7 protein-coding genes are annotated in these 13842 nt (G+C 31.9%); 5 read left to right on the forward strand and 2 right to left on the reverse strand.

Annotation, left to right across the window (positions count from 1 at the left end; all coding sequences use genetic code 11):
- Window positions 1-529, reverse strand: a 529-nt coding sequence (locus tag BBG48_RS03885) for a DHHW family protein (RefSeq protein WP_243446734.1), incomplete at its 3' end; no start/stop codon positions are given.
- 9 nt (window positions 530-538) lie between these two features.
- Window positions 539-1726: an MBOAT family O-acyltransferase gene (locus BBG48_RS03890; RefSeq protein ID WP_243446735.1), complete on the reverse strand. Its 1188-nt coding sequence runs from the start codon at window positions 1724-1726 to the stop codon at window positions 539-541.
- 529 nt (window positions 1727-2255) lie between these two features.
- Between BBG48_RS03890 and BBG48_RS03895 the strand changes: the two genes are divergently transcribed.
- The 5 genes from BBG48_RS03895 (at window position 2256) to BBG48_RS03915 (ending at window position 13829) form a co-directional block, all read left to right on the forward strand.
- A complete protein-coding gene (locus BBG48_RS03895) occupies window positions 2256-3443 on the forward strand; it encodes a pyridoxal phosphate-dependent aminotransferase (RefSeq protein ID WP_068912416.1) in 1188 nt (395 codons plus the stop codon).
- A gap of 227 nt (window positions 3444-3670) precedes the next feature.
- Window positions 3671-5998, forward strand: coding sequence for a putative bifunctional diguanylate cyclase/phosphodiesterase (locus BBG48_RS03900; RefSeq protein WP_158527898.1), 2328 nt, complete (start codon window positions 3671-3673; stop codon window positions 5996-5998).
- A gap of 8 nt (window positions 5999-6006) precedes the next feature.
- Complete coding sequence (locus BBG48_RS03905) at window positions 6007-8328, forward strand: diguanylate cyclase domain-containing protein (RefSeq protein WP_068912413.1); 2322 nt, start codon at window positions 6007-6009, stop codon at window positions 8326-8328.
- Between the two features lie 3 nt (window positions 8329-8331).
- On the forward strand, window positions 8332-9639 hold the full coding sequence (locus tag BBG48_RS03910) for an MATE family efflux transporter (RefSeq protein ID WP_068912411.1): 1308 nt from the start codon (window positions 8332-8334) through the stop codon (window positions 9637-9639).
- Window positions 9640-9665: 26 nt separating this feature from the next.
- Entirely contained in the window at window positions 9666-13829 is a 4164-nt protein-coding gene (locus BBG48_RS03915) for a PolC-type DNA polymerase III (protein ID WP_068912409.1), read from the forward strand.
- Window positions 13830-13842 lie beyond the last annotated feature (13 nt).

Here is a 13842-nt window from a genome sequence, read left to right on the forward strand (position 1 = left end):
ACCCTCTGTCTCCTACTACATACACATTACCTGCTTTTTGTGGTACATCATAGATTGTGCCGTCAGGTAATTTTTCTTCCAATTTTTTTTGAGCCTCCGCTTTTACCTCTTGCTCCATTTTTTCCTGCTCAGCTGTATTCTCACCATTTACCGGTATTTCGTCAGCCGTTTGAACGCTGTTTTTTACTATTTTTGTGTCACCTGTCCCATATAGACTTTTAATACCCGCATTCATTCCTATAAGTGTATCTCTAAACGGAAATGTGTCTGCGTACCAAGTGGATATCCCGTTGAGGTATTCACCATTCATAAAGCTTTCAATGGTAAATTTTGGAAATTTGGTCAAAGTCCTTTTTTCCTCATCAGATTTTTCAGGTCTAAGGGGTATAAGCAGACCTATTACAAAAACCACTGCCAAGGTAGCAAAAAACAATTTTGCACTGAAATAATTGGACTTTCTTTTTCTTCGCATTACTCTATTTAAGTATTCTCTTTCTTCTTCATTTATTTTTTTATTATCTTTATTCATAGATACTTCCTAAAATTGAAAATATAAAAACGGATTGTAGCTATTGCCTATAAGTGCAAGACTTGAAACTAACAACAGCACCCAAGGGAATAAATTACTATACAGAGGTATTAAAAAATCTTTTAAAACAAAATTTCTTGAGCTGTCAAAAAATGCTCTGATTTTACTTGGCAAGCTTGATGCTGCAAATATACAAATTATGATTAGAAAAATATTATTTTTTATCAAAATTCCGGTTTGTGCTGAAAAAAGCTCATTGCCATTTAAGCCAAATAGCCCTTTAAATGCAATAGATAAAGCATTTAAATCTTCAAATTTAAATAAAACCCAGCCAATCACCACTACTAAAAATGTATACATAACACCAAAAAATCTTGGCGTATTTTTCAAAATTTTATTTAAAAACAATCTTTCTATGACTATAAATATAAAATAATACAGTCCCCAAAATATATAGTTAAAGCTAGCTCCATGCCACATACCTGTCAAAAACCACACTACAAACAGATTTATAAGCACATTTCCACTCCTGTTACCTCCTAGAGGAATATAAACATAGTCTCTAAAAAACGAGCTAAGTGAAATATGCCATCTCCTCCAAAATTCGGTTACAGAGGCTGATGTATAAGGCAAATTAAAGTTTTCTTTATAATGAAAGCCTGTCATAAGTCCCATACCTATAGCCATATCAGAATAAGCAGAAAAATCAAAATAAATCTGAAAGGTAAATGCCAACGCTCCAAGCCAAAGTCCTGCTACCGGCACAGCCTTTAAAGCAGTGACATCATTTGTGAGTAACAGGCTGTCTGCCACTACCGCTATACCATTTGCAAGTATTGCTTTTTTTGCAAGACCATAGCAAAATCTTCTTACACCTTCTCTTATTTCATCATAATCCTTTTTTCTGTATAAAATATCATGCCTGATGTCGCTATATCTGACTATCGGTCCTGCTATACACTGATGAAACATACTCACATATAAAAGTAAAAGTAGGTAACTTTTTTGAGCCTCAACTTCACCTCTATAAACGTCCACTACATATGATATAAGCTGAAAAGTATAAAATGAAATACCAATTGGAAGAATGATATTAGGAATTGGTACAGCTTTTACAAAGGTTTGGGCAATACCGGCAAAAAATCCTAAATACTTAAAATATCCCAAAATCAAAAGAGATATAGCAATCGTCAACACAAGATACCTCTTTTTTTTATGATAACTATTTTCTATTAAAATTGCTCCAATATAAGAAACAAGCGTCATAAATAACAACAAAAATAAATATTTCGGTCCGTTCCAAGAATAAAATACAAGAGAAAATGTAAGCATTACAATATTTTTTTTCTCAATATCCTTAGAAAAATGATAAAAAAACAAATTTAGGGGCAAAAATACATAGACAAAAAACAAACTGGAAAAAACCATATTTACTCTCTTTCACTAAAGATTATATGAATAATGTTTTAATTTCATTTCATAATTTTTACATTATCTCATCAATGACAATCCATGTCAACCGGCTCAAACCACAAATTATATTGACAAGATTTGATAAGAATAATATAATGAAATTTAATTTCGTTTAATTGTTAAATTATATTTAGTATAAACTCTTTGAATTAAAACTTTGTTACAAAAATAAAACATATTTAGCTTAAAATATTTAAACTATCTTAACATTTAATCATTTAAAAATTTGTAAAAACAAAATTGGAGATTTAATATGCAACTATCAAATAGGATTAATACTCTAAAAGTATCACCGATAAGAAATTTAGCTCCCTACGAAAAAGCTGCTACAAAAAAGGGACTTAACGTTATAAAAATGAATATAGGTCAGCCTGACATAAAAACACCAAAGGAATTTTTTAGTGCAATAAATAAGTCTGATATAGACGTGCTTAGCTACAGCCCATCAGAGGGTAGAGAGGATTTACTATCATCACTTGAAGAGTATTACACAAAAATAGGCTACAACTTCACAAAAGACGACATGATAATCACACAAGGAGGAAGTGAAGGTATAAATTTCGTATTTACCACATTATTAGACGAAGGCGAAAAAGTTTTAATGCCTGAGCCTTTTTATGCAAACTACGAAAATATCGCTCACCTTGCAAATGTAAATTTTACTCCAATAAAAAGAAAAACAGAAGATAACTTTGCTCTACCGGCTTACGAAGAAATATTACCTCTTGTAGACGAAAAAACAAAGGCAATAATGTTTACAAACCCATGCAATCCATCAGGTAGAGTATATACAAAAGAAGAAGTGGAAACCATAGTAAGAATTGCAAAGGAAAAAGATTTATTCATTATCAGCGATGAAGTGTATAGAGAATTTATCTATGACGGTAGAGAATATGTATCAGTAACCAATTACAAAGAGGTTGAAGATAAGATAGTAATTATAGACTCAATTTCTAAAAGATATAGCTGTTGTGGTTCAAGAATAGGTAACATAGCATCTAAAAACAAAGAAATAATGGACAAAATGGTTAAGCTTGCTCAGGTAAGACTATCTGCGTCCACACTAGACCAAATTGGTGCTGCCAATTTAAAAACTGTACCTGAAAATTATTTTGCTGAAATACTTGATGACTACAACAGTAGACGTGATACCTTGGTAAAGGAGCTATCTCAAATAGATGGCATAGTATTTAACAAGCCTGAGGGTGCATTTTACACAATTATCGACCTGCCTGTAAAAGACGCTCAGGAATTTGCAATATGGACTCTACAAAATATAAATATTGATGGAAATACACTACTTATGACACCGGGCTCAGGCTTTTATCAAAATCCTCAGGAGGGTAAAAATAAAATAAGGCTTTCATATTGCTTAAATGAAGAGCAAATAAAACTAGGTATTAGGATACTAAAAAAAGCTTTAGAAGAATTTAATAAATAAAATTAACCAAAAATACCGGCTTATAATTTGAGCCGGTATTTATTTGTTTATTCTTTGCTAACATTTTCTTTATTTGTATGATACAATTAGAATTGTAGTAAGTTTATTTAAAAATCTAACAAATTTTGTATCAATTTTTAATAAAATTTGTTATAATAATTATAATAAAGTAATAATATCATTTATATTATAATAATTTATCAGAAAGTATGCGTATGGATAAATTTGTGAATAAATTTTCTAAATTATACAAAATAATACTTATTGCTACTTTGGTTCTATCCATAGCTAGGTTGTTCCAAGCTAAGGTAGTATTTTTGCTTTCTGGCATTGGTTCATTAATATTATTTTTAATAAAATATAAATCTCAAAATAAATGCGTTAGAAAAAATGTTAAACCATTTTTGATATCTTTCGTATTTTTTTTGACTTGTTTGCTCATGATTATTTTCATCAAGGATATTGAGCATTTATCTTTTTATAAAATATTTCTAAGCTTGCTATTTACCATCTTCATAATATGCACACATATTGGTCTATATGGATTTCTAAGACAGCTAGATATAAAAATTGATATACTACAGCTTGTACTCAACCTATTTTCTTTTTATGCTGTAGTTTTTTGGAGTGGTGGAGAGGCTCTTACCCACTTTTTCAACACATATGTCACTGTAAATAATGGCTATCTATACTATTTGCTCTTTATCAGTATAGTTTCTGAGATTTTTACTCTATCTCTTACTTTGTGCTTGGAAACTGTAAAGCCTCCTAGGGGTATAGTAACTCTTATTTCCACTATATTTTTAACCTTTGCATTTTTCTTTTTCTACTTGCTCAATATTTTTTCAGGCAAATTAATTTACATTGATATCGCAAGTGTGATTATAACAATAATCACTTTGTTAAATTTGGACTTTTCTATGCTTTCACCTGAGGATTTTAAGCTTGAGATTACTATTGAAGAGTCTGAAAATAAATATGCGGACTCTAAAGTATATTTTGACACCTTGAGCCTTAGTGCAGGTTTTTTATTTATCATTTTAATACCTATACTTCTGTTTGCTTTTAAAGAAATTTCCATAAACAGAGTAATAATAAGCATTATAATTTCTTCTTTATACTATATTTTATCTTTATTTTATCTATCTTTCACTGTAAAGAAAAATCTATTGCAATACCATATTAACTTAAATGCTATCAAGCAGGCTGAGCTGGAGCAAAAGAAAAATGAAATTTTAAAAAGCAACGAAATACTAATAAATCAATATCATACTGATTACTTAACAGGTACATGGAATAGGGAAAAATTTTATTTAGATGCTAGTAAGCTTATAGATAGCCATACTCCATTTACACTTATTTACTTAGACCTTGACAGATTTAAGGTAATAAACGACACCTATGGTCATGATACAGGAGATGTAATCCTAAAGGAGACTGCCCAAAGGCTCAAAAGATTTTCCAATGATATCACATCAATTTATCGTGTGGGCGGTGATGAATTTACAGTCCTTAGTAGGATTGTAGATAGGGAAAAGCTCACTCAGTTTTCTCTTGAGCTAATAAACATTGTCCAAGTGCCATATTTGCACAATAACACAAGCTATTATATAGGCTTGAGCATAGGCATATCTGAGTTTCCTAAGGACTCCTGCGATGTGGATACTCTTATAAAATATGCTGATTTTGCGATGTATCGCATCAAAAAATCTTATGTTCAAAATAAAATTGAGTTTTTCACTCAAGATTACTACTTGGAGATAGAGCGTAAAAATAGATTGATTAAAAAACTTGAGAATTCTGATTTCAATGAAATTTTACATCTAAATTATCAGCCTATATTTTATCCCGGCGGAAAAAAGATTAAAAAGGTAGAGGCTCTTCTTCGTTGGCACGATGAAGAATTCGGCTATGTATCTCCTGCTGAATTTATCCCGCTAGCTGAGCAGACAAATATAATCTTCCCAATAACTCAATGGGTGATTGATAAGTCTTTTTCTGATTTATCAAGGTTAAAAAAGGAATATCATGCAGATTTTTCTATAGCTATAAATATTTCACCAAAGACTTTGACGCAAAATCCGTTAATATACAATCTTTTACTTAAATCTTCTTACTATGGGCTTGATAATTCGCAAATTGAGCTGGAATTAACTGAAAACTTCTCAGTTTATTTGATAGATTATATAAAAGAAAAAATTCATGTACTTGACCAAAATAATTTTACTATTTCAATAGACGATTTTGGTACGGGATATTCGTCTTTAGAATATATAAAGGATTTAAAGATTGATACTCTTAAAATTGCAAAGGAATTAGTCGACAATATTGAAGAAATGAAACAGGATTATTCATTGATTGCCTCTATAATCAGCTTGTCAAAGGCTTTAAATCTTGAAGTAATCGCTGAGGGTGTAGAGCACAAGGGTCAGCTAGAAATATTAGAATCTCTAGGGTGTGATTTATATCAAGGTTACTATTATGAAAGACCTGTATCTTTTGATGCTTTGGTTGAAAGATATTTGCAACCGGATAATTTATACAACATAGGCTAGGAGCGAAAATGAAAAAATACGTATTATTTCTTATTTTATCAATAGCATTAGCCACATTAAGTGCTTATGGAAAATTAAGCGGGAAAGAGCCGTTACAATTTACAATATATTGCACGACTTGTTTAGCTTCGGCAGTATTTTCTATTAAAGCAAGACGATTTCAAAGAACCCGTAAGCTTATTTTTACTCTATTAGGGGTAAGTCTTATTTGGTGTATTATTGCGTATGCAATAAATGATTTGAGATACTATGTCTTTCATATACAGCTTGCTTATGACCCTATATCTCAAATAAGCTATACACTTAGCTCTGTTGGGCTTTGTGTATCATTGTTTTTTTTGTATTTTGATATGACAAAAAAAGAAAATGGCTTGCAGTTAAAGATTAACGAACTTTACTCTTTTCTTTTGGTTTCCAGTATAATTTTACTGCTTGGATTTAATGTGTACTCCAGTAGAGTTTATACAAATACTCAATTCATTCATGGTATTTTATTTTCATGTGTTGCCGGTTTATCTGTAGCTATGTGCCTTACTTTATTTTTATCTTCGGGCGTCAATAATAATATTGAAACATCTGCTTTATTAATGGGATACACTTTATTTAGTGTGGGCGATTTATTTTATATAATAAATTTTATCACTGCTGACAACACTTTATATGGTGCAATAGGTACATTTTTAACTGTTTTAGCTTTTTGTCTTTTTTTTGCTGCGGCATACAATATATATAATAACAAATCTACTAGGTATTATCAGATATATTACTCAAAAATGCAACTTGAGATTATATTTGTCATATCTTTTTTAATTCTAATAATTCCATTTTCATTATACTATTTTGAGATAATAGAAATCGCCTATGTAATAGTAATATCTATAATGTCTGTAGCTTACCAGCTTTTGAGTTTTTTTATTTCAAAATCGGTACTCACTAAGCAGCTTGCCCATGAACAAAAAAGAATTCAAGCTGAGCTTGACTGGGAAATAAGTAATAGGTTAAGCAATCTCAATGATATTCACGAAAAGTTAACAATACAGGTAACAACGGACAGTCTAACTTCATTAAAAAATCGTAATTACTTAAATTCATTTCTTGATAATCCACCGGCAGATTTAGAAAATATTTATTTAGTATATCTAGACATAGACAAATTTAAACCCATCAATGACACCTATGGTCATACTATAGGTGATGAGGTTATAAAAAGTTGTGCATCAAGAATTCAAAAAATATGTCCTCCTGATACTCTATGCTTCAGAGTTGGCGGGGATGAATTTGTAATAGCTACTTCAAATTCAAGCAGGAATAAAATCATGGATTTAAGTCAACTTTTAATTTATGAAATCAAAGAACCTCTTAAAATTGGAAAGCACACTTTTGCTTTGTCTGCAAGCATAGGTATATCTTCATATCCTGATGATGCCGGTAATGTAAAAGCCATACTTAAAAATGCAGAGCAGGCAATGTATTCATCAAAATCTGACAAAATCGGCGGCAGAATTACTTTTTATGATGAGGTCAACGATAATTATTCACAAAAAATAAATATGTTGGAATTTATCATAAATAATTGCTTGCCCGATGAACAGTTAGCTGTACTATATAGACCTATATACAGTATTGATAAGAAAAGAATAGTTGGCTTTGACGCAAAAATCGACTGGGGTAAGCTGACTGACTATAGTGATGAGGCTGATATTTTATCTATATTGGAAAAATCCCAAAAATTATACGATATTATCATTTGGCTAGTAGATGAGGTAGAAAAGCAATTGTTTTTATGGAGAAAGACCTATTCTTTAAGCTTTTGTTGCCACATTTGCCCTCCGCTACAGACATTTAGCTTTACTGATATAGAAAGTAAGCTTTATCAATCTTTAAAAGAGAATAACCTTTCAAACGGCTCTATTATAATTGATTTGGACGAAAAATCCGTAGAAAATTTATTTGAAAACAATAATAATATTTTATTAAAATTATCCGACTTAAACATTCCTGTATGCCTTACAAATTTTGGTACTGGCTATACTGCATTTTATAACTTGAAAAAATACAAATTTGATTATATAAAAATTAATAAAAATTTTGCTAACAATATTGATTATGATAACAAAGATAGTAAAATCTACTCAGCAATAGTTCAAATTGCTAAGACATTTTCTCAAAATGTTATATCAACAGGTATAAATACAAATTTGCAAGCACATCTTGCACTTGGCTTTGGTGTAGACGAATTTGAGGGCTTAGTGCTTAATGATTTTGCTCCTGCTGAATTTTTTGAAAAAAGATTTTCATCAGGTTATTATGATGAGCTAAATTGGAGATAGGCTATGTTAAAAAAATTCGTACATTATGTATTCTTAAATATAATAAGTATGCTGGCGTTGTCATTTTACATTATTATTGACACTCTTTTTATTGCAAACGTGTGTGGTTCTAGTGGTGTAGCCGCTTTAAATATTTCACTACCCGGCTATGGGTTCATATATGGCTTAGGTCTTATGCTTGGGGTAGGTTCGGCTACTAGATTTAGGATTTTTTATAATGATTATGATAAAAAGTGCGCTTTTTTTACAAAGGCGCTCTTTTTTGCTAGTATAATTTCTATTTTGTTTATGATAATTGGTTTATTTTTTTCTGAGCCGATTTTAAGGTTATTGGGTGCAAGTGATGCGGTCATGCCCTTTGCCTTTCCATATTTTAAGTATATGCTGATTTTTACACCTGCATTTATTTTTAACGATATTTTGTTGTCCTTTATTAGAAATGACTCAAACCCAGGGCTTGTCTCATCGGCAGTAATGCTAAGTTCCTTTGCAAATGTATTTTTAGATTATATTTTTATGTATATTTTTAAATGGGGAATGTTTGGAGCAGTCGTTGCAACTGGGATTTCTCCAATCTTATCCATGATGCTACTATCTGTCCACTTTTTACAGCATAAAAATACTTTTAAATTCAAATTATCGTCCCTTAAATTAATAAAATTTACAGATTTCTTTTATCAATCAGCACTTGGCATTTCTTCGCTTATAAGTGAGGTTTCATCAAGTATTGTAATAATTATATATAATTTTATATTGCTCAAATATGTTGGTGATATTGGCGTGGCGGCTTACGGAGTGATTGCTAATATATCCTTGGTCATTATTGCAGTATTTAGAGGTATAAGCGATGGTATACAGCCTCTTGTAAGCGAATGCTATGTTAAGCATGACTATAAAAATATTTGGTTTATAATAAAATTGGCAATCGCTCTTGCCCTTATATTGATGAGTTTAACATATTTATACTTCACACTTTTCCCAACTACTGTCACCAATTTATTTAATCCTACTAGGGATTTAAAATTCGAAAAAATCGCTATTGATGGTATGCTGATTTATTTTATTGGTAGTTTTTTTGCCAGCATAAATCTAATAGTTTCGGTAGTTTCCCAAGCTATAGCAAAGCCTAGACCTGCCTTTATTATTTCCATGCTACGGGGTATAATATTAATTGTTATTTTTGCACTTGTCTTTTCATATTTTTGGCAGGTGAGAGGAATGTGGGCATCTTATGTAGTAACTGAGCTGGTTGTAGCTATTTTTTCACTTTTTTCATTATCAAATATTATGGAAAATGAATTTATAAACTAAGTATAACTGTATAAAGGGATTTATCAATGAAATACAATGATTTTTGTGACATTACAGGAATAAAATATAATAAAAAATCTTCAAAAACAATTTTTAAAATCTTATCCAAAAAAATATTAAATTCTCAGCAAATTGAAACTCTAAAAAATGAATTAGCTGATATCTCAGGTACTGATTATATTGACCTAGAGCTTACTTATGATGTAGACAGCAAGGATTTAAAAATTGTTGACCTATATATCTCATCATTAATTGACCGCCTAGGGGCTTTGTGTCCCTCCACTAAGGCAAGAGGTGAGCTGCTGAGTTTTAATTACAAGGATAATATTTGCACTCTTACTATAGAAAACACTGCTATGCTCAATTTACTTGAGTCTAAAAATATTCCTGAGCTTTTTACAAAAAAAACTCAAGAAGAAATAAATAAAAAAATTACCTACATTTTAACTCCTGGAGTTTGTGAAGTAAACTTTGACTATCTTGATGATTTATCAAAAATTGCAAGCGAAGAAATCCCTATAGCAAAAACTGTAAAGGATAAGCCAAAGGAAATAAAACAAGTTGAAATCAGAGGAGAGTCTGAGGACATTTCTCAAATCACCTCTCCAACTCAAAGCTCTATTGTGTCCGGTTCAGTCTTTGCTCCGGAGATTAGGACTACAAAAAATGGCAAACAGATATTAAACTTTATAGTCGGAGACGAAAAAGGTGCTATTTCTGTCATGAAATTCGTTAATGACAACGAATATATTCCAAATGCAGGAGATTTTGTAAAAATAAGTGGTGCTGTTGAGCTGGATAATTTTTCCCACGATTTATTACTCAGAGCTAAAAAAATCCAAAAAATCCCAAAAGTCATAAAAAAAGATACAGCTAAGGATAAAATGGTAGAGCTCCATGCCCATACCTATATGTCACAGTCAGATGGTATAGAAAGTGTAGGAGCACTTTTTGACAGAGTTAAAGCCTATGAGCAAGACGCTATAGCCATTCTTGACCACGAAGTCGTGCAAGCCTTTCCCGAAGTAATGGAAAAGTCAAAGGCTATGGGCATAAAGCCAATTTATGGCTGCGAATTTAACATGGTTGATGACGCAGAGCAGCACATCAAGACTTCAAAAATTGCAGAATTTTATGATACTTATGTAGTATTTGATATAGAAACCACAGGATTTTCCAATATAAATGACAAAATCACAGAAATTGGTGCTGTAAAAATCTCTGATGGTAAAATAATAGACACCTACTCTCAGCTAATAAATCCCGGTATACCAATACCGGAAAAAATAGTTGAACTAACCGGAATATCAGACGTACTTGTAGCTGATAAACCATCTATCGAAGAAGTTTTGCCTACTTTTTTAGAGTTTTGCAAGGGTTCAATTTTAGTTGCTCATAATTCTGAATTTGACACAGGCTTTATCAGACAAAATTCAAAAAATCAAAATTTGGATTATAATTTCGATGCCATAGATACACTGGTGCTATCAAGATTACTACTTACTAATCTTAAAAACCACAAGCTTGATACTATAGCTAAAGAGCTTGACGTAGTTTTGGAAACTCATCACAGAGCAATTGATGATGCTACTGCAACAGCACATATATTTTTAAAATTTATAGAAATTCTCAAGCAAAGAGAAATGATTAATTTTAATGATATAAATGACAAAATAAAATTGACTAATATCAGTAAAATCAGACCTACCCATGTTAGTGTACTGGCTAAAAATCAGGCAGGCATAAAAGATTTATATATACTTGTAACCATGGCTCACACCACATATCTTCAAGGAGCTACGCCTGTCATACCAAAATCAGAGCTGAAAAATTTAAGACAAAACATTTTGATTGGAGCAGGATATCTTGACACAGATGTGTTCAACTTTGCATTAAATGCCAAAACCGATGAGGAAATACAAACCTTGATGAGCTTTTACGACTATATAGAGCTTAACCCAACAGACTCTATGACAAGCCTTATAAACGAGGGTAGGGTAAGTGGTAAAAGTGAGCTTGAAAATATCAATTCCAAATTATATTTTAATGCGAAAGAAATTAATAAACCTGTAATTGCCAGCAACAATGTCCACTATTTAGACGAAAAGGACATTATTTATAGAAAAATTTTAAAAGCATCAATAAAAAGAAAAGACGAAAGTCCGGATAATGTTTATTACTATAGGACAACCACACAAATGCTGGAGGAATTTTCATATTTAGGTGAGGAAGTAGCAAAAGAGATTGTAATTACCAACACCAATGCCATAAAAGACATTATAGAAGATGCTCAGCCTGTACCTGATGGTACATTCCCACCTGTAATAGATGGTGCTGAGGATGAGCTAAGAAATAGCTGCTATGAAAAAGCAAAAAATATTTATGGTGAGGACTTACCTGAGCTTATAAAGACAAGGCTAGATAAGGAATTAAATTCCATTATAGAAAATGGCTACTCTGTACTTTATATAATTGCAAAAAAATTAGTCGCTAAATCAAATTCTGATGGATACTTGGTAGGCTCAAGAGGTTCAGTCGGCTCATCACTGGCAGCTTATATGAGTGATATCACCGAAGTAAATTCACTCCCTCCTCACTACATTTGTGACCATTGCAAGCACAGTGAATTTATATTAGATGGCTCATTTGGTGCAGGTGTAGATATGCCTGATAAAGTTTGCCCTAAATGTGGTCAGACTATGAGAAAAGATGGCTATGATATACCGTTTGAAACATTTCTAGGCTTTAATGGAGATAAAGAACCCGATATAGACCTTAACTTTGCCGGCGAATATCAGCCAAATGCCCACCAGTTTATCATGGACTTGTTTGGAAAAGACTATGTATATAGAGCAGGTACAATTAGTACAATTGCGTCTAAAACAGCCTTTGGTTATGTAAAAAAATATGAAGAGGTTTCCGGTTTAAAATTTTCAAACAAACAAGAGATTATATTACAAGAGGGTATTACCGGCATAAAAAGGACTTCTGGTCAGCATCCGGGCGGTATTATGGTTTGTCCGAAATATAAAGACATATATGACTTTACACCAATTTCATACCCTGCAAATATGAAAAAGTCTGAGACTTTAACTACTCACTTCGATTACCATTCCATAAGCGGACGTATTTTAAAGCTTGACATACTTGGTCACGATGGTCCATCTATGATTAAACAGTTGGAATTTTTGACCGGTACTACAGCCACAAATTTACCATTAAAAGATGAAAAAACTTTAGCTATATTTTTAGGTACAGATGTCTTACAAGCAGATTTGTCTGCAATAAATTGTAACACCGGCACACTTGGTATACCTGAGTTTGGTACAGTATTTGTACGTCAGATGCTTGAAGATACAAAACCAAAAGCTATGAGTGAACTCATCAGGATTGCAGGACTTTCACATGGAACGGATGTTTGGCTTGGAAATGCTCAGGAATTGATTAAAAATAGCGGTTTAAGTCTTAATGAAGTAATATGCACTAGAGACGACATCATGCTATATCTAATTCAAAAGGGTGTAGAAAAAAAGACCTCCTTTGATATTATGGAAAAGGTCAGAAAAGGTAAAGGATTGTCCGAAGACCACGAAAAAGCCATGAGAGAAAACAGCGTACCTGACTGGTATATAGACTCTTGTAAAAAAATCCAATATATGTTCCCAAAGGCTCACGCTGTAGCTTATGTAATGCTGTCGATAAGGATTGCATACTACAAGGTGCATTATAAAGAGGCATTTTATGCTACACATTTCACGACCAAGGCTGAAGATTTTGATATAAATATAATATCTAAAGGTGAGGACGCTGTACTTACAAAATTAAATCAGATAAATATGCTTGGTAATGATGCTACTACAAAAGAAAAGGGCATGGCTCAAGTTTTAGAAGTAGCCTATGAAATGTATAAACGCAAAGTAAAAATAGGTAAGGTCGATTTATATAAATCAGACGCATCTCAATTTTTATTGGATGAGGATAAATCTCTTATACCTCCATTTTTGGCAATACCCGGACTTGGTAGGGTAGTGGCTGATAAAATATTTGCTGAGGCAAGATTAAGACCTTTTGTCTCACTGCAAGATTTAAAGCAGCGTACCGGTGCATCTAAAACAGTTGTGGAGCAACTACAAGAAAGTGGCTGCTTAGATGGATTATCTGAAACAAATCAGTTGAGCTTTAATTTTTAATGTGAATAAAAAA

The sequence above is a fragment of the Criibacterium bergeronii genome, from assembly GCF_001693775.2.
Taxonomy (GTDB): Bacteria; Bacillota; Clostridia; order Peptostreptococcales; family Filifactoraceae; genus Peptoanaerobacter; species Peptoanaerobacter bergeronii.

Excerpts from the sequence above, each read along its gene's own strand:
- BBG48_RS03910 (WP_068912411.1), top strand. The coding sequence starts at position 8,332 with ATGTTAAAAAAATTCGTACATTATGTATTCTTAAATATAATAAGTATG.
- BBG48_RS03905 (WP_068912413.1), top strand. The coding sequence starts at position 6,007 with ATGAAAAAATACGTATTATTTCTTATTTTATCAATAGCATTAGCCACA.
- BBG48_RS03915 (WP_068912409.1), top strand. The coding sequence starts at position 9,666 with ATGAAATACAATGATTTTTGTGACATTACAGGAATAAAATATAATAAA.
- BBG48_RS03895 (WP_068912416.1), top strand. The coding sequence starts at position 2,256 with ATGCAACTATCAAATAGGATTAATACTCTAAAAGTATCACCGATAAGA.